The organism is Sporosarcina sp. P16b (assembly GCF_002743065.1).
Lineage (GTDB): Bacteria > Bacillota > Bacilli > Bacillales_A > Planococcaceae > Sporosarcina.
In genome coordinates this window covers 62,198-88,009 of sequence record NZ_PDYO01000007.1, presented here as the reverse complement: position 1 = coordinate 88,009, position 25,812 = coordinate 62,198, and the positions used below count along the sequence as shown (strand labels likewise).

General features: G+C 40.3%; 24 protein-coding genes. 14 read left to right on the top strand and 10 right to left on the bottom strand.

Annotated elements, in window-relative coordinates:
• Window positions 1-4: 4 nt before the first annotated feature.
• The gene (locus tag CSV77_RS10275; protein WP_099673347.1) at window positions 5-739 is read left to right on the top strand and encodes a hypothetical protein; all 735 of its coding nucleotides are present in this window, start codon (window positions 5-7) and stop codon (window positions 737-739) included.
• Between the two features lie 39 nt (window positions 740-778).
• Here the strand turns inward: CSV77_RS10275 and CSV77_RS17035 are convergent, their stop codons facing one another.
• Window positions 779-937, bottom strand: a complete 159-nt coding sequence (locus CSV77_RS17035) for a hypothetical protein (RefSeq protein ID WP_199173172.1) — start codon at window positions 935-937, stop codon at window positions 779-781.
• A 234-nt stretch (window positions 938-1,171) separates the two neighbouring features.
• On the opposite strand from CSV77_RS17035, the gene CSV77_RS10270 reads away from it, so the two are divergent.
• From CSV77_RS10270 to CSV77_RS10260, 3 genes are all read left to right on the top strand, one after another.
• Entirely contained in the window at window positions 1,172-1,465 is a 294-nt protein-coding gene (locus CSV77_RS10270) for a KGG domain-containing protein (RefSeq protein WP_099673346.1), read from the top strand.
• Window positions 1,466-2,056: 591 nt separating this feature from the next.
• Window positions 2,057-2,386 (top strand): KGG domain-containing protein, encoded by a 330-nt coding sequence (locus CSV77_RS10265; RefSeq protein ID WP_099673345.1) that lies wholly within the window; start codon window positions 2,057-2,059, stop codon window positions 2,384-2,386.
• A gap of 261 nt (window positions 2,387-2,647) precedes the next feature.
• Window positions 2,648-3,199 carry an integrase gene (locus tag CSV77_RS10260; RefSeq protein WP_099673344.1) on the top strand — a complete coding sequence of 184 codons (552 nt, stop codon included), beginning with the start codon at window positions 2,648-2,650 and terminating at the stop codon, window positions 3,197-3,199.
• Between the two features lie 30 nt (window positions 3,200-3,229).
• Here CSV77_RS10260 and CSV77_RS10255 read toward each other — a convergent pair whose 3' ends face one another.
• Together CSV77_RS10255 and CSV77_RS10250 are read right to left on the bottom strand one after the other, a co-directional pair.
• Complete coding sequence (locus tag CSV77_RS10255; RefSeq protein WP_099673343.1) at window positions 3,230-3,964, bottom strand: HAD-IIB family hydrolase; 735 nt, start codon at window positions 3,962-3,964, stop codon at window positions 3,230-3,232.
• Window positions 3,933-5,150, bottom strand: a complete 1,218-nt coding sequence (locus tag CSV77_RS10250) for a glycosyltransferase (RefSeq protein WP_099673342.1) — start codon at window positions 5,148-5,150, stop codon at window positions 3,933-3,935. The genes CSV77_RS10255 and CSV77_RS10250 overlap by 32 nt, the downstream gene beginning before the upstream one ends.
• Before the next feature lie 145 nt (window positions 5,151-5,295).
• Between CSV77_RS10250 and CSV77_RS10245 the strand changes: the two genes are divergently transcribed.
• The 3 genes from CSV77_RS10245 (at window position 5,296) to CSV77_RS10235 (ending at window position 9,041) form a co-directional block, all read left to right on the top strand.
• Window positions 5,296-6,504, top strand: coding sequence for a CDP-glycerol glycerophosphotransferase family protein (locus tag CSV77_RS10245; protein ID WP_099673341.1), 1,209 nt, complete (start codon window positions 5,296-5,298; stop codon window positions 6,502-6,504).
• An 84-nt stretch (window positions 6,505-6,588) separates the two neighbouring features.
• Window positions 6,589-7,947, top strand: a complete 1,359-nt coding sequence (locus CSV77_RS10240; protein WP_099631721.1) for a sodium-dependent transporter — start codon at window positions 6,589-6,591, stop codon at window positions 7,945-7,947.
• Between the two features lie 290 nt (window positions 7,948-8,237).
• Window positions 8,238-9,041: an alpha/beta hydrolase family protein gene (locus CSV77_RS10235; RefSeq protein WP_099673340.1), complete on the top strand. Its 804-nt coding sequence runs from the start codon at window positions 8,238-8,240 to the stop codon at window positions 9,039-9,041.
• Window positions 9,042-9,232: 191 nt separating this feature from the next.
• On the opposite strand, the gene CSV77_RS17370 is transcribed toward CSV77_RS10235, so the two are convergent.
• The gene (locus CSV77_RS17370) at window positions 9,233-9,415 is read right to left on the bottom strand and encodes a hypothetical protein (protein ID WP_158232060.1); all 183 of its coding nucleotides are present in this window, start codon (window positions 9,413-9,415) and stop codon (window positions 9,233-9,235) included.
• A gap of 98 nt (window positions 9,416-9,513) precedes the next feature.
• Here CSV77_RS17370 and CSV77_RS10225 point away from each other — a divergent pair, with 98 nt between their 5' ends.
• The 7 genes from CSV77_RS10225 to cax all read left to right on the top strand — a co-directional run bounded on the left by CSV77_RS10225 (window position 9,514) and on the right by cax (window position 18,586).
• The gene (locus tag CSV77_RS10225) at window positions 9,514-11,454 is read left to right on the top strand and encodes an alkaline phosphatase family protein (RefSeq protein ID WP_099673338.1); all 1,941 of its coding nucleotides are present in this window, start codon (window positions 9,514-9,516) and stop codon (window positions 11,452-11,454) included.
• 208 nt (window positions 11,455-11,662) lie between these two features.
• On the top strand, window positions 11,663-12,688 hold the full coding sequence (locus CSV77_RS10220) for an ABC transporter ATP-binding protein (protein ID WP_099673388.1): 1,026 nt from the start codon (window positions 11,663-11,665) through the stop codon (window positions 12,686-12,688).
• On the top strand, window positions 12,663-13,682 hold the full coding sequence (locus tag CSV77_RS10215; protein WP_099673337.1) for an ABC transporter ATP-binding protein: 1,020 nt from the start codon (window positions 12,663-12,665) through the stop codon (window positions 13,680-13,682). The genes CSV77_RS10220 and CSV77_RS10215 overlap by 26 nt, the downstream gene beginning before the upstream one ends.
• Window positions 13,679-15,307: an ABC transporter substrate-binding protein gene (locus CSV77_RS10210; protein ID WP_099673336.1), complete on the top strand. Its 1,629-nt coding sequence runs from the start codon at window positions 13,679-13,681 to the stop codon at window positions 15,305-15,307. The genes CSV77_RS10215 and CSV77_RS10210 overlap by 4 nt, the downstream gene beginning before the upstream one ends.
• 93 nt (window positions 15,308-15,400) lie before the next feature.
• Complete coding sequence (locus tag CSV77_RS10205; protein WP_099673335.1) at window positions 15,401-16,405, top strand: ABC transporter permease; 1,005 nt, start codon at window positions 15,401-15,403, stop codon at window positions 16,403-16,405.
• 17 nt (window positions 16,406-16,422) lie between these two features.
• Entirely contained in the window at window positions 16,423-17,319 is an 897-nt protein-coding gene (gene nikC, locus CSV77_RS10200) for a nickel transporter permease (RefSeq protein WP_099631728.1), read from the top strand.
• Window positions 17,320-17,539: 220 nt separating this feature from the next.
• Window positions 17,540-18,586, top strand: a complete 1,047-nt coding sequence (gene cax, locus CSV77_RS10195; protein ID WP_304442355.1) for a calcium/proton exchanger — start codon at window positions 17,540-17,542, stop codon at window positions 18,584-18,586.
• A 675-nt stretch (window positions 18,587-19,261) separates the two neighbouring features.
• On the opposite strand, the gene nspC is transcribed toward cax, so the two are convergent.
• The 6 genes from nspC to speD are packed head-to-tail and all read right to left on the bottom strand — an operon-like array spanning window position 19,262 to window position 25,615.
• Window positions 19,262-20,398 carry a carboxynorspermidine decarboxylase gene (gene nspC, locus CSV77_RS10190; RefSeq protein WP_099673333.1) on the bottom strand — a complete coding sequence of 379 codons (1,137 nt, stop codon included), beginning with the start codon at window positions 20,396-20,398 and terminating at the stop codon, window positions 19,262-19,264.
• Between the two features lie 10 nt (window positions 20,399-20,408).
• On the bottom strand, window positions 20,409-21,608 hold the full coding sequence (locus CSV77_RS10185) for a saccharopine dehydrogenase family protein (protein WP_099673332.1): 1,200 nt from the start codon (window positions 21,606-21,608) through the stop codon (window positions 20,409-20,411).
• A gap of 16 nt (window positions 21,609-21,624) precedes the next feature.
• A complete protein-coding gene (gene speB, locus CSV77_RS10180) occupies window positions 21,625-22,485 on the bottom strand; it encodes an agmatinase (protein WP_099673331.1) in 861 nt (286 codons plus the stop codon).
• Window positions 22,475-23,326, bottom strand: a complete 852-nt coding sequence (gene speE, locus CSV77_RS10175; RefSeq protein ID WP_099673330.1) for a polyamine aminopropyltransferase — start codon at window positions 23,324-23,326, stop codon at window positions 22,475-22,477. The genes speB and speE overlap by 11 nt, the downstream gene beginning before the upstream one ends.
• A complete protein-coding gene (locus tag CSV77_RS10170; RefSeq protein WP_099673329.1) occupies window positions 23,326-24,804 on the bottom strand; it encodes an aminotransferase class I/II-fold pyridoxal phosphate-dependent enzyme in 1,479 nt (492 codons plus the stop codon). The genes speE and CSV77_RS10170 overlap by 1 nt, the downstream gene beginning before the upstream one ends.
• Window positions 24,791-25,615 (bottom strand): adenosylmethionine decarboxylase, encoded by an 825-nt coding sequence (gene speD / locus CSV77_RS10165; RefSeq protein ID WP_099631735.1) that lies wholly within the window; start codon window positions 25,613-25,615, stop codon window positions 24,791-24,793. Before speD ends, CSV77_RS10170 begins: the two co-directional genes overlap by 14 nt.
• Window positions 25,616-25,812: the final 197 nt, after the last annotated feature.

Here is a 25,812-nt window from a genome sequence, read left to right as displayed (position 1 = left end):
ATAAATGGATTTGCTTCGAAAAAAGTTGCAACAAGAACTCGAGCAACAACCCGATATCCAAATACAACAATCAGACAGTTGGGGATTGCCGGTCGAGCTAATTAATATACCTTACACAATCATTAAGCGTACGACGATGGACATATTAATGAAAATGATCTTATTAACGATTCAAAGGTTAGATGTATCTGAACCCAAGGTAATTGCAGATTTTCTTGCCGTCGAACCACTGTTTATAGAGAATTTGTTTGGAAAGATGGAAGCTGCACAGATGATCAAGTTGCGTGAAGACAGTTTTGAATTGACGGGCCTAGGAGTAAATCAATTACAATCAGGTATATACGAACATCCACCTGAAGAGGCAGAAAAAAAGTTTTATTATAGTCCTTGCCACAATTCAATTTTATGTGAACAACCTGAAAAAGTTTTCACGGCAAAAGGTAAAGAGTTTAGATTAGCAAAGAAATTCCCAGGAAGTCTGCAAGAACTAGATGATGAACAATTGCGGGTGACACTACTTGCTACTCGCGTAGAGATTGCAGAAGGTTCACTTCAGAATGTGGTTGATAAAATAGAGATCCCGCAAAAGCTTGGTATCCAACTTATTCCTTGCGTGGAGTTTTATGTTTACAATCGTGTGGAAAACAGCTATTTCACTAGAGTGTGGAATACTTTAACGGAAGAATGGGATGAGCATTTGGAGAAACTTCTAGATGATCAAGCCCCACTTCGGAAATAAATAAAAAAGATCAGGGAAATTTCCCCTGATCTTTTTTACTTAAGACTTCCGCTTTTTTTGTGTGGGAGCTTTACGTAATTCGGCGAATTCTTTCGCGATTTCTTCATGCATATCGCGTGCAGCAATCGTCTGGTTCTTTGGCGTTTGTGGTAAGGAGCCGGCCGATTTACTTCCTTTAGTATGTTCATCTCTTCCCATTTGTCAATCTCCCTTCTGTAAGTACCTTCATACGTAAGTTGGTTCAAAAATGAAAAGTTATACGTGAAAATAGGGATAGCGTTTGGCAAATTCATTTAAATGGGGAATGAATTCTATTCTGTAAGTCTTCCATTCGAAAAGAAGCTGTTTAAGATGTCTTGTGTTTAGCACGTAGTATATTGGGAATATATTCATTAAGCTTTGTAAGTTGAATAATAAGGAGGAAGAATATATATGGCTAACCAACATCATACAGAACAAAAGAAGAAAATGACTTTGAAAGAAGCGGGACGTAAAGGCGGTCAAGCCACCTCTAAAAAGCATGACAAAGAGTTCTATGAACAGATTGGTCGTAAAGGGGGGGAAGCCACAGCTAAAAAGCATAGTAGCGAATTTTATAAAGAAATTGGTCGGAAAGGTGGAAAAGCTACTTCCGAGAAGCACGATAAACAATTTTACGAGAATATTGGACGTAAGGGCGGTGAAGCTCGCGCCAGTCAGCGTAATGAAAAACATACATCCGTATGATTTTACATGGTAAAACAGTCAGCAGTTCTCAAAGATTCTTTACACTAAATAACACAGTAAAAACCGGGGAAGTATGGATAACCCCGGTTTTTCTAATGGATTAATGCCACATTGCAACACTTAGGATGTGCGTTTTTTAATAAAACAGCAGCTCGGCATAATATGGCAAACCCTCGGAAAATGTCTTCTTTTATATCCATAAAGAGTTTTTTAGCATTTGTTGCAAAGATTGTGAAGCATTACTGCCTGTTTTATATTCATCGTACACCACGATTGTGTCTCCTCTCTTTTAAAAGATCTAAAAGGTCTATTGTAAGTATTCTTAATTGTATAAGAAATATGCAGCTTTTATTGTAAAAGATAAATAAATTCAGATTTAAATGGGGATAACCAAGAATAAATTTGTGATTTGTCAAAGCTAGCGGGTATTAACATCTAAAAATATAAATAAAAAATAGAATCGTCTATCACTTTTATACTAATATGCCATTAAAATCATTTTAAAAGTTTATTCTCATGTCTGCTGGGAATATATCTAGTAAGCTTGTCGACGAGCTAAAAATGATTAATGTAATAGGAGGAATTATAAAAATGGCTAACCAAAACAATCGCAACAACAATGATGAGAAAATGAGTCTTGAAGAAGCGGGACGTAAAGGCGGAGAAGCTACCTCTAAAAATCATGATCAGGAATTCTACGAAGAAATCGGTCGTAAAGGTGGGGAAGCCACCTCTAAAAACCATGGCCAGGAATTCTATGAAGAAATCGGTCGCAAAGGCGGGGAAGCAAGAGCTAATGAGAACGACTCAAATAACTCAGGCAACTCGAACAACAATAGCCGCAATAATGGTAAAATGAGCCGAGAAGAAGCGGGCCGTAAAGGCGGAGAAGCACGTGCTAGACAGCGCGATAATAACTGATAACTGGGAATGCTATATACACAGAAAATCTAATATAAAGGCAAAATGAAATTACTCTTGAATCATATAAATGATTCAAGAGTATTTTTACGTAGTGAAATGGGTGTTTTGTCTGAAACGTGAATTCATTTTTTAAATTTGAAGTTAAACAGGCAATTAATCATAAAGTATATTGATTGAATATATAAGGGTTAGTATAATATTCTCAGGAATAAAATACTGTGGAAGAAACATATATAAGGGAAACAGGGATGAATGAGAATGAATAATCAGGTTGTGTCTTTAAATGTACTACAATGTATTGACGGTGTTATGAAAAGTGTGTGTATGAAAGAAGAAATCCGAAAAGTTCATGATGGAATCAATATGAGTTATAATTTTATAGGAAAATATATTGGATTTGACGAAGGGCGGCTGAAAATTGCCTATGGAGAGCTCGCTTTTTTCTGTTCGTTTGAGACATATGTACAGACCCTTACCATGCATGAACTGGGACACGCCATTGATCTGCCTGCTTTAGAAGAATCATTAGCGAGAACCATGGAAATTTTCACTATGAAAAAGAGTTTTACTATGGAAGAGATTTATCAATCGCCTGATTTGTTGGAAATGCTGATTGAAGAAGATGAAATGAACTTAGTTTTCGAAGTAACCGCTTGGAAAAATGCGTACAAGTTGAACGAGCGGTATCAGATGGTCAACCTAATGGATTTCCATTCAATTAAAAATACTAGTCTGGCTACCTATAACAAACTCTCTCAAAATCATTTACAAGTTTACCGTCAGCTGATAAATGAAAATTCTTTAAATTAAAAACCAATTGGACACCAAGCCAACTGGTTTTTAAATGTGAATTGTAGGATAGAAATGGTCCCAAGCTTCTTTTATGCCGTCTGCATAATACCCTTCAGCGCGGTAAAGAAGCGCATGGGGTGGCAGCCCATTCAATTCATCTTGAGCATTTCCAACAATAACGGCGGGATAATCAAGTGACAGCATTTCAGCGTCATTGCCTGAATCCCCCGCGAGTAAAATATTCACGCCTTTCTTAGCATATTCAAGAAGGACATATTCCATTGCTTTGCCTTTACCGCTACGTTCAGGTAGTATATCCAAATCACTTCCTGAACTGTATACGATATGACAGGGAATATGATGAGTATCGAGCTTAGCTTGAATAGCTTGTACGATATGTGGCTGACAGGAATCTAGGGTATAGGATATACGCTTTTGATGAGGTAAGTTCTGCCGGATAATCGAATGGAAGTCTGCAGAAGCTGATAGAACGTCATTAGGTGACCACGTTTCATTTACCCATGCGGCCCATGTCCTGTCTTCTGACCAATCAGGTGCATGGTAAATTGCTGTTCCAACATCCGTGATGAGGATATCGGGCAGCGGCAATTTTTCTTGTTTGATGAGTGAAAGCGCCGAATTTAAATGTCTGCCTGTTACATAAACGAGGGCAGGATCAAACTGTTTGTCACGGTAGAATGAGAAAAGGTTATTTAATGCTGTCTGATCACCGACTAACGTATTATCCAGATCAGTCGCCAGCAAGTACGATTTTTGTTTCATTGGCAACTCCTTTGTATACTCTTGCCATTTTGTATGCGATTACTCTCCAATCAAATTCCTCACGTGCATAAGCAGCTGCTCTCTGTCCTAGCTTTTTGGTGAAATGAGGCTTATTCAATAGAGTAGACATGGCTTGTGATAGTTGAAAGGGATTGTTATGCTCCACGTGCAGACCTGTCATGCCATGCATTATAATGTTCTGCAGTCCCCCGACTTTTGAAGCAATAACAGGACTTCCACATGCTTGCGCTTCCGCAGCGACCATTCCGAATGATTCATAATATGACGGGACAATAGTAGCGATTGAGTTAGTAAACAATCGAGCCAGTTGCTGTTGATTTTGAGGGCCCAGAAATTCCACTTTGTGATTAAAGCCTTCAATTGCCATACGAAGCTTCCGGCTCTTCGGTAAATGATTTGTAGGAGAAATACACGATTCACTGCCGCCTGCAATAATCAGCTTAGTACGGTCTGTGGAAGGACGGTCTTTTATAAACAGTTCAAATGCCTTTAGGAGAGTGTATATACCTTTCGTTGTTTGCAATCTACCGGCAAACGCAAAGTAAGGTGATACTACAAGTTTTGGCTTGTTCGCTTGAAACGCTTCGTCAACACCGATAGGAATAACTTTCATAGGTGCTGGATTATCTATAAATTCACGGATTAGTTGTTTTTCCGATTGAGTTGTAACTACAATCAAATCTGCTGAAGTCAGAATCATTTTTTCAGTAAGCAAGCGGAGTGCTTCCGTGTTACCTGTTGCTTTCTGCTTCGCCATGCCCAGCGAATGATTCGTGTGAATCCAAGGAATACCCCACTTTTGCTTTATAAAAGAACCAACAAGGCCCGATAACCAATAATGAGTATGCACGACATCATAATCTTTGAAGTTAAGGGTCTTTGACATTTCATCAAAGAAGGCGGGAATCAGACGGTACATTTCATTTTTTTGCACAAAATAATGTTTTCCTGCTGCTATGCGTATGACACGGCAGGCGGTTCCGAAACGTTCAACTTGAGGTGTATCTAGACTATTCCAATGCGTGACCACATCTACCGCATACCCCTCACTCTCTAAAGCTAGAGCCAGTTGTCTAACATAATTATTTTGGCCGCCGGCTTGCTCACTGCCTAGTGGTGCTAACGGATCACCATGATCAGAAATAAACAATACTTTTCTTACCATGTCTTTTAATGCTCCTTTCTTCATGCTTTTCAAACAAATAATTCTTAAAGCTCTATTCATTTACCCTAAATATCTCAAAGAGAAACATATATTGGTTTATTATGTATAAATATAGGGGAAATGAAGGAAGTCTGGAGGTGAATGTATGCAGCTAAAACAAAGCCCTGTATGGAAAACAGGATGGACATATGTTAAAATTCTGGCAGCCTATGTAATCACTAAATTATTTTATCGAAAGAATACCGACATAATTCTGTTGATTGGTGGAAATCTTGGAGAAAAATACGAGGATAACGCTGCGGTGTTCCATCGCTACGCTATAGATAACTTTTCGGATCAAATGGATATTTATTGGATGTATGATCCGCAATACGATTACATAAAAAAACATCAGATTCCGAATGCTGTGCCGCTTGGTAGTTTACGTAATTATTTATTATTCTTTCGAGCGAAGTATTCCGTTCATGGTCATTCCATCATGTATGACTTGGCTCCTTATATGGATAAGTTCATCTTCTTGAATAAAAAAACCGTGATGTTGCATATCAGTCATGGTATTGAATGTTTCAAAAAGATTTTAATTCAGAAAGAAGATATCCCATTATTGGAAAGGTGTAATTACTTTAATTGTGCTTCGGAATATGAATATAATATCAAGCGTAATGAATGGGGTATACCAAAAGAAAAGTTGGTTGTGACAGGTATGGCTCGTTTTGACCTGTTGCCATTCAATCGGCCTTCCTCTAAAATTAAACGTCTTTTGCTAATGTTTACTTGGAGAGAGTGGCTATTTGACCTAACTGAAGAAGAATTTTTAGAAAGTATGTATTTTCAATCAACCGTGGAACTTCTAAATAGCGAAAAGCTACAAGAGCTCGTCCAAGAGGAGAAGCTTGAAGTGAGGGTTATCCTACACCCTTTCATGAAACGTTATGAAACATATTTCAGAAAGAATAGCTTAATTAATGACCAGATATCTTTTTTCAGTTTCGATGAAATAGTAATTATGCGAGAATTGCATGATGCGGATCTGCTGATAACAGATTACTCCAGCATTTGCTGGGATTTTCTTTATATGAATAAACCTATTATTTTCTATACGTTCGATCAACAAGCATTTTTGGAAAATCGAGGTTCCTATTTAGATTTGGATACAGATCTATTTGGCTATAAGGCGAATAATCAAGGAAAGGTACTCCATTATTTAGAAACTATTATTGAAGAAAAACGATATGATAATCCTTTTTTCGGCAGAGCATCCGAATACATTGACTTTTTCGATCAGCAAAACTGTGAACGTCTAGCAAAGGCTCTTTTTCAAAAGGAGTTTGTATTGAATCAGAGAGGTCATTAATAGCATTCTAAGAATGAAAAACATTTTCCTCTTGTTTCTATCGAAGCAGTACAGTATAACTGTAATAAACAGAAGTAAAGGAAAATGGGTGAAAAAGTGGAACAACGTAAAGAACAATGGTCTTCAAAGCTTGGATTTATTATGTCCTCGGCAGGTGCAGCAATTGGCCTTGGAGCAATCTGGAAATTCCCATATGTTACAGGAATGAGTGGTGGTGGCGCGTTTTTCCTATTATTCGTTATATTTACAGTTTTGATCGGATTACCAATGTTGATTTCCGAATTCATTATTGGACGTGGTTCAGGTAGAGAAGCAATTAATGCCTACAAGAAGTTGGCGCCAGCCAGTGCATGGCCGTGGATTGGCAAGCTCGGTGTTGCTGGATGTTTTCTTTTACTATCTTTCTATAGTGTAGTTGGCGGTTGGGTATTCGTATACAGCGGGTTATCCATTGGTGGCAAGATCATTAGTGAAGGTGCTTCCTATTCGGATCAATTTGGATCGGTTGTAGGTTCGCCAATCACGACATTGATCGGTCTGTTTCTATTTACTATCATTAACATATTAGTCGTTTCTTCCGGTGTACAAAACGGGATTGAAAAAGCGAATAAATATATGATGCCTTTATTATTTGTGTTTTTTATCATTTTAGTTATTCGTTCATTGACGTTGCCTGGTGCAATGGAAGGTGTATCGTTCTTTCTGAAGCCTGATTTCTCTAGCATTACAAGAGAATCCGTGTTATATGCACTTGGTCAGTCTTTCTTTTCATTGGCCGTCGGATTTTCTTGTATGGTAACGTATAGTTCATATTTGAAAAAAGATGTTAGTTTAACTTCATCTGCTAGTTCCGTAGTGGGGATGAATTTATTTGTTTCATTACTAGCAGGTTTAGCTATTTTCCCAGCAGTCTTCGCGTTCGGTCAAGAACCGGCTGCAGGACCAGAATTACTATTCATGGTGTTACCGGCAGTCTTTTCACAACTTCCACTCGGGCAAGTATTCTTGGCGTTATTTTTAATTTTGTTTTTGTTTGCAACATTGACGTCCTCGTTTAGTTTGTATGAGATTATTGTGGCAGCCATGACTGCAAGTGGCAAGCGGACACGTAGGTCAGTGACTTGGTTGATTGGTGCGGTTGTTTTCATTGCCGCGATTCCTTCTGCATTGTCTTCGAGTACGTTGTCAGGGTTCTTACTATTCGATAAGAGCATTTTTGATGCAACCGATTATCTGGTTAGTAATATTTTGCTACCAGCAGGATGTTTGCTAATCGCGTTGTTTATCGTCCACAAGATGGACCAAGTGTTGGTGCGCGATGAATTTACATTGTATAATACGCAATCCAAAGGCTTCTATCCGCTATGGCACTTTTTAATGAAGTGGGTAGTGCCATTGACTATTATTGTGGTGTTCTTGAATACACTCGGGATTGTGAAATAAGGTAGGTACGGTAAAGAACTGTTGATCCAACTAGTTCGCTAATGCAATGTATGTTCCTCGTGCTCATTATAATGAAACTAACTCTCATACTTGAGGAAGTTTCCTCTTCCGAAATGAAAACCGGTCACAATAAAAATAGCATTTTGTTCTTTAAGACTCTCTTCTACGAGAGTCTTTTTTAATATGAAAATTAGAGATTCCTAAAGGTTGATTTGACTTATTCATATCAAAAATATATAATACCTATTAAACATGTTGGAATAATATATTTTGACGGGAGTGGGGAAGAAATGCAAAAAATGATCGCGATTCGTTCTGGGGAAAATAATTTATCTGGTGCATTGCATCTGCCTGAATATAGAAAAGAAGCCATACCACTACTTATATTTGTTCATGGATTTGTGGGCAGTAAAGTAGGGGAGCACCGTTTGTTTGTAAAAGCTACACGGTACTTTACGGAGCGTGGATATGGGGTATTCCGCTTCGATTTTAGCGGTTGTGGTGAAAGTGATGGGGATTTTGCAGATGTAACTATAACCAATCAATTGAATGAATTACAGGATGTCATAAATTATTTAAGTTCAATCCGAGGGATAGATAAACAACGCTTTACGATAGTGGGACACAGTATGGGTGGAGCTGTTGCATCACTTACAGCAGCGAGCGATACACGAATTAAGCAATTAATTCTTTGGTCTCCGGTAGGCATGCCATACGAAGATATTACAGGGATTCTTGGACCGAAAGCAGTTCATGAGATTGTTAGACAAGGCAGTCATGATTACCATGGGTTTATGATCAGCCAAACGTTCTTGAAAGATTTGAAAAAACATCACCCAATTGAATCAGTTCGTTCATTTACGGGGCCAACGCATATTATTCATGCAAGGGCCGACGAGCAAATTCCGAAAGAACATGCGACGCGATACGCTAATTCACTCAATAAACGCGTAAATGCCGAGCAAGTAGTTGAACAGTATATCGACAAAGCAGATCACACCTTTTCTGGTTATTCTTTTGAAGATGAACTATTTGAGAAAAGTTTGGCGTGGCTAAAAGGTAATTCGGCAGAAAGGTTTGTAGTGCAAAAATAAAGTGATTGAGATCTCCCGCAGAGTATAAATATGGCGGGAGATTTTTTTGAAATAAAATTAGGGTGACCTGATCTGTTCCCGCCGATGGTTTAGCAACTTGAATGAAACGCTCATTCAAAATGTCCCACTCTACAATAAGTTCTAAATTTATACAAATTCAGAGCGGCGGTTCTTGAACGATAAATAATAAGCTATGTCAGCAATGTCCACCGCCTATATTTTGAATGCAGTGCGAATCTACTCAGGTACCTAAGGAAATCAGTTCCTATGGTATCAGGAGGTTGGGACTGAAATCCTTCGTAATTTTGCGGCGCTGCATTCAAGTTATTGACGTACTTCTGATGATGTTTACTATGGTGGATTTCATTTTTCACCTCCAGGAAAACGGTAAGAAACTATTCATGATTTTCTAGTTAGCAAGTTTACCTTGTTTTCATCAAGGGAATAGTTTTATAAAGCGAGGGATGTAAGCATGTTTAAACCTATAAATATCTTTTTCATTATTATTTTATCTAGCATGACCGTTATTACAACTCATTCAACTGGAAAAGCCGCTGAGACAACTGGCACAATTAGTGTCGTGTCATTTGACGGCTTGGGATATGGGGATGCACAACGTTACATAGCTAAAGGAATCATGCCCAATTTAGAAGAATTTCAGCAACAGGCAGCCTACGCCACAGATTTTGTTACCATTACACCATCATTGACGGCACCATCACATGCAGCAATGTCTACTGGTGCTGAACCTTCAAAGACAGGTATTGTCAGTAATCAGTTCCATTCATCGGGAGAAAAAGTGAAAGATGACCAAAGTGGGTTTTCACAGACGTTAGGTGTTACGCCTATATGGAAAGAGGCAAGAAATCAAGGGAAGGTCACAGCAACCGTCTCCTTTCCCGACTCGAATCCGGATAACGCATCTGCTGCTACGTACGCTGTTTATTCGGGTGGAACCTTAGCAGAATCGAAACTTCATGACTTGGAGTTTTCAGAGATTAAGGATGGACGCGTTGAACAAATAAATGCAAGAACTTCCAAGGTAGAAGAAGCAGTTATTTCATTGGATATAAAAAACTCCCCTACTCAAAAGTTATACATTTTGCGAACAGATGAAAAAGAATCGAACTATTATATTTCCATGGATAGAAAGAAGTTAGGCGAAGAAGTATCACCCAATGATTGGATGGCTGTCGCGCTGAACTTACATAATCTCGATAGCGCAGGATTTTATGTGAAACTAAAAGGAGATCCTGAGAACAAAGAAGAACTTCAGCTATTTCAAGGTACTGTAATGGGCGGACTATACAAAGGACCTGGTCAATTTGCAGATAAGATTCAATCTGAATTCGGATTTTACCCAGCAGCTGATGAAATTGATGCGTTCAAAAATGGGGATATAACGAGGAAGGAATATGAACAAGTTGGCGAACGATTTGCGAATTGGGTGACGGATGTTAGCTTTTATATTAAGGAGCATTATCAGCCCGATCTGCTATTTTACTATTACTCCCTAGTAGATAATGAATTACATGAATTCCTATTAAGAGAACCCGCACAACCTGGATATCAATTAGCGAATGTATTGGAAAAAGAGGCATATGTCAGCTGGGCGTTTGGCCAAGCAGATCGAGCAATCGGTCGAATTAAAAACAATCTTAATGATGACGACCACTTATTGATTGTTTCCGATCATGGGTTGGAACCAATTCATACCAGACTTTCGCCGAATAAGGAATTGGAAAAGGCAGGACTACTTGTAAAAGATAAAAAGGGAAATATAGATGCATCTAAAACCAAAGCTTATGCAGAAGCGAGTGGAACGATCGCTCATGTCTATGTAAATTTGAAAGGCAGAGAGAAAAAAGGAATTGTGAAAAAGGAAGAATATGAACAGGTGAGGAATGAAATTGTATCGACCTTTACTAATAGGACCGTTTTCACTAGCCTAACCCAAGATCCGGAAAAGGTAGCACAACCTATTTTACGTTGGCTTACTAGTAAAAGTAAAAACGTTGAAAAGGTTTATATGTATCCGACTTTGTCTGTATTATCTAGCGAAGAGCAGTCACAAGTGTATCCATATGAGACTATTTGGACAGACGACTCAGAAGGGTATTCTGAGTTAAATAATAATAATAGTGGAGACGTGTTTTTATCTGCAGCTCCTGGATTTTTAATGGGGAAAGACGCAAAAGTTGCTGTCGAACCAACGCTGGAATTAGGGAGTCATGGCGGAAATCCTGAGCGTTTGCAATTACGGCCAATTTTATATGCGTCAGGACCTATGATTCCGCCGGGGGAAATGAACAAAAGAATTACGATGACAGATATTGCTCCAAGTGTATATGAGTTATTGGACTTGCAAATTCCCAATTTTGTAGATGGAGAAGCCATTTGGTTAAGGGAATAGTTATATAGGTGAAATGAAAAGTATAATATTCTGATGCATATTGTTTTTCAGGAAGTGCGTAGGTAGAACATTACCTATCGCACTTCTTTTGTTATTAACAGAAGTCTCTTAACATATTACTTTATTAAAAAAGCATCTTGCGTTTAATCAGAATAAAAGTATAATAGTGATTAATTGGTTATTTCAGAAAATGGAAAAAGGTGAGCAAATGAACGAAAGAAGGAAATTACTTGAAGTGAATGATTTGCAAACGACCTTTTTCACGGATTCAGGAGAAATTCCAGCGGTAGATCATGTGGACTTTTATGTGAGAGAAGGGGAAGTCTTGGGGATCGTTGGAGAGTCTGGTTGCGGAAAGAGTGTCACCTCTTTATCTATCATGCAGTTAATACCAAGTCCACCAGGGAAAATCACCGGAGGGGAAATCCTTTTTGAAGGTCAGGATCTCCTGAAAAAAACAGAGAAGGAAATGAGAGAGATTCGTGGGAACGACGTCGCGATGATTTTTCAAGAGCCTATGACTTCTTTGAATCCGCTATTCACTATTGGCAATCAGATGTCTGAAGCCATTTCAATTCATCAGAAGAAGTGGTCGAAAAAGCAAATTAAGGAACGGGCAATCGAAATGTTGAAATTAGTCGGACTACCCCGCTCGGAGGAAATTATGAAAGAATATCCTCATCAGTTATCTGGTGGTATGCGACAACGTGTCATGATTGCAATGGCGCTTGTATGCGATCCGAAAGTCCTCATTGCAGATGAGCCTACAACAGCACTTGATGTAACTATTCAAGCACAAATTCTGAAATTGATGCGAGAGTTAAACGAGCGTATGAATACAGCAATTTTACTCATTACACATGACCTAGGAGTAGTGGCTGAAACGTGTGAACGCGTCGTAGTCATGTATGCAGGACAAGTCATTGAAGAAGCAGTGACAGAAGTGATTTTTAAGAATCCTTGTCACCCATATACACGAGGATTGATTCAATCCGTGCCAGATATGCGCAATAAAAAAGATCGTCTCTATTCGATTCAAGGTAACGTACCAAAACCAGGATCTATTGAAAAGGGATGTAGATTTGCAGCGAGATGTGAAAGCGCTTTCTCAAGATGTTGGACAGAAACACCAGAATTGTACCGAAACTCCGACAATCATCAAACAAGATGCTTCTTATATGACGAACGAGAAGGAGTGATAAGTGCAAATGAACAAACCATTGCTAAGAGTTGAAGGGTTGAAAAAATACTTCCCGATTCGCAAAGGATTGATTGGTAAAACAGTAGGTCATGTCAAAGCAATCGATAATGTTTCATTTCATGTAAATGAAGGAGAGACGCTCGGAATCGTTGGGGAAAGTGGTTGCGGGAAGTCTACGACAGGGCGGACGATTATGCAATTGCTGGAACCTACAGAGGGAGTCGTCGAATTCCGAGGAAAAGATTTGACGAAGCTCGCTGCTAATGAAATTCGAGCGGTTCGTCGAGATATTCAAATGGTCTTCCAAGATCCTTATGCCTCTTTGAATCCTCGTCATACAATCGGAAAGATTTTAGAAGAACCATTGATTGTCCATGGTGGGGGCAATGCAAAGGAACGTCGTGAAAAAGTCGTAGAGTTCCTAAAAATTGTCGGTTTGAGTGAATACCACGCAAAACGCTACCCTCACCAATTCAGTGGGGGGCAGCGTCAGCGAATTGGTATAGCACGTGCTTTGATGACGAATCCCAAATTGATTATTGCAGATGAGCCAGTGTCTGCGCTTGACGTATCCATTCAGGCGCAAGTATTAAACTTAATGCAGGATTTACAAAAGGAATTCAACTTGACGTATATCTTCATTGCACATGATCTTGGTGTTGTACGCCATATCAGTGATCGTGTGGCAGTCATGTACTTGGGAAAAATTGTGGAGATTACTGAAAGTGAAGAGTTATATGCAAACCCCCTCCATCCGTATACACAGGCTTTACTGTCTGCGGTACCTGTACCAGATCCAAATTATAAAAAGGAACAAATCATTATTGAAGGGGATATGCCAAGCCCCGCGAATCCGCCAAGCGGTTGTGCATTCCACACTCGCTGCCCTTTCAAAATGGATGTGTGTACGAAAGTAATTCCTGTATTAGCAGAGGAGAAAATTGGTCATTCTGTTGCTTGCCATCTTTATACGTCGGAAAGCAACGATGATATAGAAAGAAAAAAACAATTGGAGGGATCTGTATGAGAAAAGGGAAACTGTGGTCGTTCGCATTGATCATGCTTCTTGTCTTATCGACTGCTTTGGCAGCTTGTTCAGGCGGTGATGATCAAGAAGGCAGTGGCGACAAGGACAAAGATGCTGCAGATAAAGGCGGCAGTGAGAACAAAACGTTAGTATTTGGACGAGGTGGAGATTCAACATCTCTTGACCCATCCCGCGTAACAGAAGGGGAAACATTTAAAGTAACGGTCAATTTATTCGAAACCTTATTAAACTTTGGGGAGCAGGATACTACGATTCAACCAGGACTTGCTAAAGAGTATGATACAAGTGAAGATGGATTGACGTATACATTCCAATTGGAAGAAGGCGTGAAATTCCATGATGGAACTGATTTTAATGCAGAAGCAGTCGTAAAGAACTTTGAGCGTTGGGCTAATGGAGATTCAGATACATTCCCATACTATAACTCTATGTTCGGTGGATTTAAAGACGATGAAGAGCACGTAATTGAATCTGTTAAAGCAGATGGAAATTCCACAGTGATTATTACATTGAAGCGCCCACAAGCGCCATTCTTGAAAAACCTTGCGATGAGTATGTTCGCTATTTCAAGTCCCACGGCTTTCGAGAAGGGCGACGATGAGTATGAGCGTAACCCAGTCGGAACAGGTCCATTCAAGTTTGTAGAATGGAAGCCAAATGAAACCATTACAATTGAAAAGAACGAAGACTATTGGCAAGAAGGATTGCCGAAATTGGATCGTATCATTTTCCAAGCAATCCCTGACAACTCTGCCCGTCTGAATGCTTTACTTTCCGGTGAAATTGATTTAGCAGATGGAATCAATCCAGCTGATGGAGTAAAGATAGAAGATAACGATGCATTGCAGTTATTCGAGCGTCCTTCCATGAACGTAGGATATCTTGGATTAACAGTAACTCGTGAACCATTTGATAAAAAAGAAGTTCGTCAGGCAATGAACTATGCTATTGATAAACAATCAATTATCGATTCATTCTTTGAAGGACGTGCAGAAGTGGCGAAAAATCCAATGCCTTCATCTATTTCAGGTTATAACGAAGATGTAGAAGCATATGCATATGATCCTGAAAAAGCTAAAGAACTATTGAAAGAGGCAGGTCTTGAAGATGGATTTGAAATGGAGCTATGGGCTATGCCAGTTCCACGTCCATACATGCCAGACGGCACAAAAGTAGCTGAAGCTATTCAAAGCAACTTGGCTGACGTAGGTATTAAAGCAAAAATCGTTTCGTATGAGTGGGCGACTTACCTGGATAAGGCGAGCAAAGGGGAAGCAGATGCTTTCATGCTTGGTTGGACTGGGGATAATGGAGACGCAGACAACTTCCTGTACGTATTGTTGGATGAAGACAATATCGGAAGTAATAACTACACGTACTTTAAAAACGACGAAACACATAAGCTATTCCTAGAAGCGCAAACAGAAGTAGACGAAGACAAGCGTATTGAGTTGTATAAGCAAGCTCAAGAAATTCTTCACGAAGAAGCTCCTTGGGTACCACTTGCACACTCTATTCCATTATTAGGCGGAGCGAAGGAACTAACAGGGTTTGTTCCGCATCCTACTGGTTCTGATCTGTTGTCGAATGTTGAATTTAAGTAAAAATAGGTAAATTACATGATGAAAGAAGAGGGAGAAGCCAGCATTCTCCCTTTCTTTGATTCATAAATAATAAAAGCCGGAGGGGTGAAAGAGTTGTTCAACTATACGATTAAGAGGCTTTTACAGCTGATTCCTGTCCTGCTTGGTATGACATTTTTAGTTTTTATGTTGATTCGCGCAATTCCTGGTAATCCAGCGCAAGTTATTTTAGGACAACAAGCAACAAAAGAAGCGGTGGAAGCTTTGACGATCAAGCTAGGTCTTGATCAACCATGGTATACACAATATTTCAGTTATCTTGGCGGCATTTTAAAAGGTGATCTAGGGGAATCCATGCGTACTCGACTTCCTGTGGCGGACGAAATTTGGCCTTATCTAGCAGCTACATTAGAATTGGCCTTATTTGCGATGATTATCGCGGTCTTTGTAGGGATTAATGCGGGTATTATTTCTGCTTGGTTCCAAAACTCGTGGTTTGATTATTCAGCAATGGTATTGGCACTAGTCGGTGTTTCCATGCCTATTTTCTGGTTAGGATTAATGGGACAATGGGCATTTGCAATTGAATTGCAATGGTTGCCGACAACTGGGCGTGAAAATGTCCGTGATCCCGTATCTGCCATAACCAATTTATACATAATTGATACGCTCATCCAGGGCAGGTTTGATCAATTATGGGTAGTCATTAAACATTTGATCTTACCTGGGCTAGCGCTTGCGACCATTCCGATGGCGATTATCGCCCGGATGACGCGTTCGAGCATGCTAGAGGTGATGCGTTCTGACTATATTCGTACAGCACGAGCAAAGGGTCAGAAAATGTTTTGGATAGTATATAAGCACGCATTAAAAAATGCAATCATTCCTGTTTTGACAGTTATCGGTCTGCAAATTGGTCTACTCCTAGGTGGAGCTATTCTGACAGAAACAATCTTCGCGTGGCCTGGAATTGGACGCTATATCTATGATGCAATCAACTTTAGAGATTATCCCGTTATTCAATCAGGCATTCTTATCGTAGCATTTATCTTTGTCATGATTAATCTAATCGTCGATTTACTATATGGACTGATCGATCCAAGGATTAAGTATGATTGAGGAAGGAGGAACAGTTCATGTCAGAGTTTACACCTAAGGTAGACGGAGTGGTGGAAGCAGAATTAGAAAAAACAATAGGACCTTGGCGGGAAGCTTGGGTAGGTTTTCGCAAAAGTAAAGTAGCAGTCGTAGGCGCAGCCATTGTGATATTCTTTATTGTACTTGCACTATTCGGTCCTCTTGTCACAAAAGAGGGCATCAACGAACAATTCATGACAGATCGACTGCAACCTCCTTCTTCGGAGTATTGGTTTGGAACGGATGACTTTGGCCGTGATATATTCTCACGCATTATCCACGGTGCGCGTATTTCGTTATCTGTCGGATTCTTCTCGGTCGTCGGTTCGATTGTAGTGGGGAGTTTTCTTGGGATCATTGCGGGTTATTACGGCCGCTGGATCGATACTATTATCTCTAGGATATTTGATATTATGCTTGCTTTCCCTTCTATTTTACTGGCTATTGCGATTGTATCCGTATTGGGACCAAGCTTACGTAATGCGTTGATTGCGATTGCAATCATTAACGTACCGAACTTCGGACGATTGATACGATCCAAAGTATTGAGTATTAAAGAAGATGAATATATTATAGCGGCAAAGGCAATTGGTATGAAAGACTTCAGAATTCTGTTTTCGCATATTTTACCTAACTCGATGGCGCCTGTTATCGTACAAGGTACATTGGCGATTGCTACAGCTATTCTCGAAGCAGCAGCACTCGGATTCCTAGGATTGGGGGCAGAAGCTCCATACCCTGAGTGGGGAAAGATGTTAGCTGACTCCAAAGATTATTTACAAAATGCTCCCTGGACAATGATTTTCCCGGGACTCGCCATTATGCTGACCGTATTAGGCTTTAACTTGATGGGTGATGGGTTACGTGATGCGTTGGATCCGAAAATGAAGAGTTAAGCTGTTTTTTTATGATGAATATAATCTAAAACGATAAAGGATAGAGGACAGTCTAATGTACAGACTGTCCTCTATCCTTTTTTAATTCTAATAGGCAATAATTTTTTATGCGCTATTTGCCATAGCTATACTCTGTTGAAAAGTCATTTATTAACCAGTTTATTTGCCCTCTGAATAGGGAATGCTTATAACAAATTGATTATGAAAAGAGGTGGAGACACTGAATAAAGTATTTACTGTCATGGCATTTACAGGTGTACCTTTAGTATTTATTGCATCATTCTTGAATTGGTCGGATTTATGGATGTTTGCGTTGTGTTGTTACAGTATTATTGCTCTAGCTGGATTCATTGGAAGAGCAACAGAAAGTTTAGCGATTGTCAGTGGACCACGAATTGGTGGTTTATTAAATGCAACATTTGGTAATGCAGTTGAACTTATTATTTCCATATTTACATTGAAAGCTGGATTGATTGCAATCGTACTAGCATCGTTGACGGGTTCAGTATTAGGAAACTTATTATTAGTTCTCGGTCTGTCATTTTTCGCAGGCGGTGTAAAGTATAAAAGACAAAATTTTAATATCTTTGATGCCCGATTTAATTCCGCATTATTAATTTTTGCGATTGTCGTAGCATTTGTCATTCCGGAAGTTTTCTCAATGACGATGGATACTAGAACTGGACTGAACTTGAGTGTCGGTATTTCCATCATTCTCATCCTGATTTACTTGGCGGGTCTAGTATTTAAGTTATTTACTCATCGAGGCGTGTTCGGTTCAGAAAATCATGAGACGGAAGAAGTGCCGGAGTGGACAAAGAAGAAATCTATAGTGGTCCTGTTAGTTGCGACAGTAGCAGTTGCATTTGTTTCTGAAAAGCTTGTGCACACATTTGGTACGCTAGGTGAAAAGTTTGGCTGGTCAGAATTATTTATCGGTGTAATTATCGTTGCTATTGTTGGTAACGCGGCAGAGCATTCTTCTGCAATTACATTGGCAATGAAAAATAAAATGGATGTATCTGTAGAGATTGCAATCGGTTCTACATTGCAAGTAGCGATGTTTGTCACACCGGTTCTAGTATTAATATCATTACTGATGCCTACCGCAATGCCGCTGGTATTCACGTGGCCCGAGTTGGTCGCGATGATTACTGCCACATTACTAGTCGTCAATATATGTCATGACGGTGAGTCAAACTGGTTTGAGGGACTCGTGCTTTTTTCAGCTTATCTAATCATGGGGATAGGATTCTTCTTACTGTGAGTGATAAGTATATGGTTTAAGATCGGGATAGAGGTAAGTAACGTTGATCTGCGTTCCAGGCGGACGCGTTCGGGAGGGCCCGCGGTGAACCAACTAGTCGCGGTGCTCCTTTAGTTGTTTCATGATCCTCCCCGAGTCGCCGCCTTCCACTACGATCAACTGGCGTTATCTTCTGATGGTCGCGAGTGGAATGAAAAACTAATGTACTATTCTAACTTGTACTGGAATATAAAAAGTATCAGTGTGTTGATTGATAATTCTAATGAAACCTTAAACTATTATAGACTTTTACACATTACTTATTTGTATCAAAGTGTAAAAACCCGATTCGCATTTTTCAGCGAATCGGGTTCTTTACGTCTTAAACGAAATAGTCGAATGGAGTAAAGAAAATGATGTAATTTTGATTAATAGTTAGGAACTTAAACTCCCCTTTCTGAAATCAGAAAAAGACACCAGTTGATTATAGTGGAAGGCGGCTACCGATGGATAAGCGTGCGCCTTGAGACCCCGCAGGTAGCGAAAGCCGTAACGAAGAACGGCTTTTGCGAGTAAAAGCGAAGCGTTAGGAGTACGTCTTTGCACTTAGCGGACGAGGAGGCTCAAGCCACGCCCATGAGAAAGCGTCCGCCTGGAACGCAGATCAACTTACTCTCAAATTCACACTCACTACGCTTAAGACAAACGCTGCCTAAAATCCTCATAACCAAATTGCTTCACAACGTTGATTTCACCATCGGCAGTATGTAGAACGATCGATGGCAAATTAACGCCATTGAACGTATTGTTCTTTACCATCGAATAATGTGCCATATCGCAAAATACTAGGCGATCACCAGGTTGCAATGGCTGATCGAATGAATAATCACCAATAACATCACCTGCAAGACAAGTTGGCCCGCCTAATCTATAGGTATGGGCTTTTTCATTTGGCGTACCTGCCCCAATGATCTCAGGACGATAAGGCATCTCCAAAACATCTGGCATATGACAAGAAGCCGACGTATCGAGAATAGCAATGTCCATCCCATTATACATCGTGTCAAGTACTGTCGCGACGAGAAAGCCTGTGTTTAAGGCAACGGCTTCACCCGGTTCTAGGTACACTTCAAGGTTATATTTATCTTGCATGAAACGAATGCAACGGATTAATGTCTTTAGATCGTAATCGGCCCGAGTGATATGATGACCGCCACCGAAGTTGATCCACTTCATCTTCTGTAAATAGGGACCGAACTCTTCATCGATGATTTGGATCGTCCGCCACAACGTATCGGAGTTCTGCTCGCACATCGTATGGAAGTGCAGGCCGCTAATACCTTCGAGTTCGTCAGCTTTGAAATTATCTAACGTAACACCAAATCTCGAATAGGTGAAGCAAGGGTTGTACATATCCACTTCAATCTCCGAGTACTCGGGATTGATTCGGATTCCACATTCAATGGACTTTTCCTGCTCCTGAACTCGGCACTTAAACAGCTTCCACTGCGCAAATGAATTGAATACCAAATGATCAGAGTAGCGAAGGATTTCCTCAAACTCATTCTCGTGGAAAGCAGGGGCATACGTGTGAACTTCTTTCCCCATCTCTTCAAAGCCGAGACGCGCTTCAAATAAACCACTTGAAGTAACGCCATGCAAATACCGACCGATTAATGGATAAACTTCGAACATCGAAAACCCTTTTTGTGCGAGTAAAATCTTGCATCCTGTTTGGTCGATAATAGATTTCAATTTTTCTAAGTTAGCAATCAGCAATTTTTCATCCACAACATAACTAGGTGAAGGGACTGCTTGGACATCAAATTTCATACTATTCTCCTCAATCTATCAAAGTTGGATTGAAATCTTCGTGCCAAGGTAAACCATACTCATTCAACGCATCCATAAATGGATCCGGATCGAATTCTTCAATATTGAAGACCCCTGGCTTTTTCCATTTGCCTGTTAACATCATCATCGCACCGATCATAGCTGGAACACCTGTTGTATAGGAAATAGCTTGTGATCCCACTTCTTGATAGCACTCTTGGTGATCACAAATATTGTAAACATAATACGTTTTTGGCTCACCGTTCTTCGTACCTTGATAGATACAACCTATATTCGTTTTTCCTTTCGTACGTGGTCCAAGAGAAGCAGGGTCCGGTAGTACCGCCTTTAAGAATTGTAGTGGAACAATTTGCTGACCTTCAAAATCAATCGGTTCGATGGATGTCATACCCACATTTTCAAGTACACGCAAATGCATCAAATACTTTTCGGAGAACGTCATCCAGAAACGGATTTTATTTACACCGGTAATATTTTTCGCTAATGACTCAAGTTCCTCATGGTATAGCAAATAGACATCTTTTGGTCCGATTTCAGGTAGATCATAGACGCGTTTCACTTCAAGAGGTTCTGTTTCGATGAACTCTCCATTTTCGTAATAGCGTCCGTTAGCTGTGATTTCACGGATGTTGATTTCCGGGTTAAAGTTAGTTGCGAACGGATAGCCGTGGTCGCCTGCATTGGCATCGACAATATCAATCGTATGGATTTCATCGAAGTAATGCTTCAATGCATATGCGGAGAACACACCGGTTACGCCAGGGTCGAAACCGCTGCCGAGCAATGCGGTAATACCTGCTTCTTCAAACTTCTCTTTATAAGCCCACTGCCATTTATATTCAAATTTCGCTGTATCAAGCGGTTCGTAGTTTGCAGTATCCAGATAGTCTACATTTGTTTCAAGACATGCATCCATAATCGTCAAGTCCTGATAAGGCAATGCGACATTAATGACGATATCTGGTTTAAATTCATTGATTAACGCGACAAGTTCAGGCACGTTATCTGCATCTACTTGAGCTGTTTGGATTTTCGTTCGTCCACCGTCCAGCTTTTCTTTCAATGCATCACATTTAGATTTCGTGCGACTCGCGATACAAATTTCTTCAAATACATCGGGTACCTCACAACACTTATGCACGACAACACTTGCCACGCCGCCAGCTCCAATAATTAATGCTTTTCCCATTAAAGACACCACCAATTTAGTTATTTTTGTTTATAGCAATCGTTAATTCACGTAACACTTTACAAGCCACGGCTGTTGATGAGCCGCTTTGGTCGTAGATAGGGGACAGCTCGTTGATATCACAGGCAACGATATTCAAACCGCTGACCGTCAAAATCGCTTGTAGCAATTCAACAAAGCTGACGCCACCCGCTTCCGGCGTACCAGTTCCCGGGAATACGGAAGGGTCTAAGACATCTAGATCAATCGTCAAATAGACGGGTTTATCCTGTAACTTCTTAACCGTATCTTCAAGTCCGTCAAAATTAAATTTATTCATAAAGACATGTTGCTTAGCCGCCCATTCAAATTCTGAACGATCACCGGAACGGATACCGTATTGATAGATTTTATTATCTCCGAGCAAGTCCCAGATTCTGCGAATAACCGTAGCATGAGATAGGCGTTGATCTAAATATTCTTCGCGCAAGTCTGTATGTGCATCGAATTGAATGACATGTAAATCAGGATGCATTTTCGCAACAGCACGTACAGCTCCCAAAGTGACTAAATGTTCACCGCCAATCATGCAAGGGATTTTCCCATCCTCCAAAACGAGTGAAGTGAACTGTTCAATTTGCTCAAGAGCACGCTCCGTGTTACCAAAACTTAATTCCAGATCACCGCCGTCGAATAATGAGTAATCCGTTAAATCTGCTTCTTGATAAGGACTATATGTCTCAAGACCGAATGATTCGCTTCGCATCACTTTACTAGCGAATCGTGTACCAGGACGAAAAGATGTTGTGGAATCAAAAGGAGCACCGAATATTACGAATGAAGCCTCCTCGTAGTCTGCTTCGAACCCTAGAAATGTTTCTATATTTTTATTTAGCATGGGTTAATAGCTCCTTAACATAATTCGGTAAAGCGAATGAGCCGACATGAAGTTTTGTATTATAATATTTTGTTTGCAAACCAAGTGCATTCCATGAATTGGCATCCAAATCATCTATCGGGTCATATTTTTTGGAAGCAAATCCGAACAGCCAGTGCCCCGATGGATAGGTTGGTATGTGTGCTTGATAGACTTTAGAAACGGGGAAGAATCCCATAATACTTTTATGTGCTCGTTGCATACCGCGTGCATCTTCGGCGTAAAAAGCACTTTCATGCTGATTTACAAGAATGCCTTGGCTATTCAAAGCCTTGTAGCAATTGCCATAAAACTCTTTCGTGAAGAGTCCTTCACCTGGCCCGAATGGATCGGTGGAATCGACAATGATCAAATCATAGGCATTTTCTTGCTGACGAACGAATTTCAGACCATCCTCAAAATAGAGTGTAACGCGTGGATCAGTCAGTTGGGCTGCGGTTTGTGGTAAAAATTCTTGGCACACTTTCACAACTTGCTCATCAATCTCCACCATATCGATTTGTTTGATTGATGGATAGCGCGTCAATTCGCGTACGGTCCCACCATCACCTGCACCGATGACCAACACGTTCTCGATGGACGGATTGGTAGCCATCGGCACGTGAACAATCATATCGTGATAAATGAATTCATCTTTTTCTGTCACCATGACATAACCATCCAATGTCAAAATTTTACCGAACTCTGTCGTTTGGAAGACATCAATTTTCTGGAATTCACTCGTCGCAGTATATAGATGTTCTTCGACACGAAATGAAAATCGTGTATGGGGTGAATGATCTTCAGTAAACCATAGATTCATTAGACGTCCTCCTTTACTACATTAATCCAATCAACTTTTGCATCTTCGGTACCCGTCAAGAAACATCCCTTGTCCTTACAGTAATTGATGTATTCAATTATTTCATTTGTGATTCGTTCTCCGGGTGCCAGAATTGGAATGCCAGGGGGATAGCACATGACGAATTCGCTTGCCACGCGTCCTGAAGATTCGTAAAGTACTAATGTCTCCTTATCCGCGTAAAAAGCCTGTTGGGGCGATTGAACAATTTGCGGATTGATATATTCGTGGTCGAATAACGAACTAGGATCCTTTTTATAACGACGATTGATTTCTGCTAGTGCTGCGACCAATCGTTCAAGATCGAGTGTACGGTCCCCGACTGAAATATAGGCAAGGATATTCGCTACGTCCCCGAACTCAATTTGGATATCGTATTCATCGCGTAAAATATCATATACTTCAATGCCAGCCAGACCCATTTGACGCGTATGAATCGACAATTTGGACTCGTCAAAGTCATAGATGGTATCGCCGTTTATCAGCTCTTTAGAGTATGCATAATAGCCGCCGATCTGATTGACTTCATCGCGGGTATACTGCGCCATCTTGATCACTTCATCGAAGATTTCCTGCCCGTGTAATGCCAGGTTTTTCCGTGAAATATCCAATGACGACATCAATAGATAAGAACCGCTCGTAGTCTGCGTTAGGTTAATAATCTGTCGCGTATAGCCTTCACTCACCGCATTATTGATTAATAAAAAGGAACTTTGTGTTAAAGATCCACCTGATTTATGCATACTGATAGAAGCCATATCCGCGCCGACGGACATCGCGGAAGCAGGCAGTTTATCGTTAAAATAAAAATGCGTGCCATGTGCTTCATCCACTAGCACGAGCATACCGTGTGCATGTGCTATATCAGTAATGGCTTGCAAATTGGAGCAAATACCATAATAGGTTGGATTATTAATGAGAATCGCTTTGGCGTCTGGGTGATCCACGATGGCTTTCTTAACTTCATCTACTGCCATACCGAGTGCAATGCCAAGATCCTCTTGCACTCCCGGATTCACATAGATAGGAATAGCACCACTTAAGATCAAGGCATTGATTGCACTGCGATGAACATTACGCGGCATGATGATTTTCTCTCCTGCTTTACAAGCTGTCATGACCATCGCTTGTACAGCAGAGGTCGTCCCGTTTACAAGCAAGAAAGCGTGTTTCGCGCCGAACGCGTCCGCTGCCAACTCTTCAGCTTCACGTATGACAGAAACAGGGTGGCATAAATTATCAAGAGGTTTCATGGAATTCACGTCGTGTTGTAAGCAAGTCTCCCCGAGAAAATCTGCGAGCTCCTTATTGCCTCGACCGTGCTTGTGTCCGGGTACATCAAAAGGAACGACACGTGCTTCTTGATATTGTTGCAATGCTTCCATAATAGGAACGCGATGTTGTGATAATTTCAATGGTCTCTCCTCACTCATTTTCATAGACGTTGGAACCGCTGTAGATTTCAATCATCTCTTTGCGAAGATTATGAGAAATTTGAAGGCGTTCCTTTGGCGGTAATTCCGAAACATCTTTGTTGAATAGGTAATCTTGTAAATCAATCTCTTTAATGAGTAATTTCGTATGGAAGATATTCGCTTGGTAAACATTTATATCGATTGCATCATATTTTTGCAATGTTTTCTGATCAATGAAGTCTTGAATGGATGTAATTGCATGATCCATGAAAAGTTTTTTACCGTCTACTGACCGTGTAAATCCACGCACGCGATAGTCTGCGGTAATAATATCCGAATCAAAGCTTCCGATCAGGTAGTCGAGCGCATTCAACGGAGAAATCTCTCCACACGTCGACACATCTATATCTACACGAAATGTCGCAATGGAGTTATCGGGATGATACTCGGGATACGTATGGACAGTCACGTGGCTCTTGTCTAAATGACTGACGACGGAGTCTTTATCTGGCAAGATAGGTATCGCGCCTTGATTACAAGAAGGATCAATTTGTGATGCAGGGAATTTTTCCTCTGAAATCATCAACGTTACACTAGCACCTTGTGGGTCGTAATCTTGTTTACTGACATTCAATACATGCGCACCAATCATTTCAGTAACATCGTAGAGAATTTTCGTTAAACGTTCTGAATTGTATTGCTCATCTATATAGGCGATATACTCACTTTGCTCTCTTCTACTCTTTGCATAGCTCACATCGTAAATGTTGAAGCTAAGAGTTTTGGTGAGGTTGTTAAAGCCGTAGAGCTTCAGCTTATTTTCCAACCGAAACATCCGTCCTTTCAAAATTGCTTTTTTAAAAAGTATAATCACATAAAAAAGTCCCTCTCCAATCCACATGAAATAATACAAACATGACAGATTGGAGAGGGACCTTTACTCTGTTTCGCTTGTTGATATAAGAATAGATATTCACTCTATTCCATTACATAACAGGTGATTGGATTGGCGTAATGCTCACAGGTACTCTT

Bases quoted from the DNA above. Each gene is read 5' to 3' on its own strand.
- CSV77_RS10275 (WP_099673347.1), top strand. From the start codon at position 5: ATGGATTTGCTTCGAAAAAAGTTGCAACAAGAACTCGAGCAACAACCC.
- CSV77_RS17035 (WP_199173172.1), bottom strand. From the start codon at position 937: ATGGGAAGAGATGAACATACTAAAGGAAGTAAATCGGCCGGCTCCTTA.
- CSV77_RS10270 (WP_099673346.1), top strand. From the start codon at position 1,172: ATGGCTAACCAACATCATACAGAACAAAAGAAGAAAATGACTTTGAAA.
- CSV77_RS10265 (WP_099673345.1), top strand. From the start codon at position 2,057: ATGGCTAACCAAAACAATCGCAACAACAATGATGAGAAAATGAGTCTT.
- CSV77_RS10260 (WP_099673344.1), top strand. From the start codon at position 2,648: ATGAATAATCAGGTTGTGTCTTTAAATGTACTACAATGTATTGACGGT.
- CSV77_RS10255 (WP_099673343.1), bottom strand. From the start codon at position 3,964: ATGAAACAAAAATCGTACTTGCTGGCGACTGATCTGGATAATACGTTA.
- CSV77_RS10250 (WP_099673342.1), bottom strand. From the start codon at position 5,150: ATGGTAAGAAAAGTATTGTTTATTTCTGATCATGGTGATCCGTTAGCA.
- CSV77_RS10245 (WP_099673341.1), top strand. From the start codon at position 5,296: ATGCAGCTAAAACAAAGCCCTGTATGGAAAACAGGATGGACATATGTT.
- CSV77_RS10240 (WP_099631721.1), top strand. From the start codon at position 6,589: ATGGGTGAAAAAGTGGAACAACGTAAAGAACAATGGTCTTCAAAGCTT.
- CSV77_RS10235 (WP_099673340.1), top strand. From the start codon at position 8,238: ATGCAAAAAATGATCGCGATTCGTTCTGGGGAAAATAATTTATCTGGT.
- CSV77_RS10225 (WP_099673338.1), top strand. From the start codon at position 9,514: ATGTTTAAACCTATAAATATCTTTTTCATTATTATTTTATCTAGCATG.
- CSV77_RS10220 (WP_099673388.1), top strand. From the start codon at position 11,663: ATGAACGAAAGAAGGAAATTACTTGAAGTGAATGATTTGCAAACGACC.
- CSV77_RS10215 (WP_099673337.1), top strand. From the start codon at position 12,663: ATGAACAAACCATTGCTAAGAGTTGAAGGGTTGAAAAAATACTTCCCG.
- CSV77_RS10210 (WP_099673336.1), top strand. From the start codon at position 13,679: ATGAGAAAAGGGAAACTGTGGTCGTTCGCATTGATCATGCTTCTTGTC.
- nikC (WP_099631728.1), top strand. From the start codon at position 16,423: ATGTCAGAGTTTACACCTAAGGTAGACGGAGTGGTGGAAGCAGAATTA.
- nspC (WP_099673333.1), bottom strand. From the start codon at position 20,398: ATGAAATTTGATGTCCAAGCAGTCCCTTCACCTAGTTATGTTGTGGAT.
- CSV77_RS10185 (WP_099673332.1), bottom strand. From the start codon at position 21,608: ATGGGAAAAGCATTAATTATTGGAGCTGGCGGCGTGGCAAGTGTTGTC.
- speB (WP_099673331.1), bottom strand. From the start codon at position 22,485: ATGCTAAATAAAAATATAGAAACATTTCTAGGGTTCGAAGCAGACTAC.
- speE (WP_099673330.1), bottom strand. From the start codon at position 23,326: ATGAATCTATGGTTTACTGAAGATCATTCACCCCATACACGATTTTCA.
- CSV77_RS10170 (WP_099673329.1), bottom strand. From the start codon at position 24,804: ATGAAAATGAGTGAGGAGAGACCATTGAAATTATCACAACATCGCGTT.
- speD (WP_099631735.1), bottom strand. From the start codon at position 25,615: ATGTTTCGGTTGGAAAATAAGCTGAAGCTCTACGGCTTTAACAACCTC.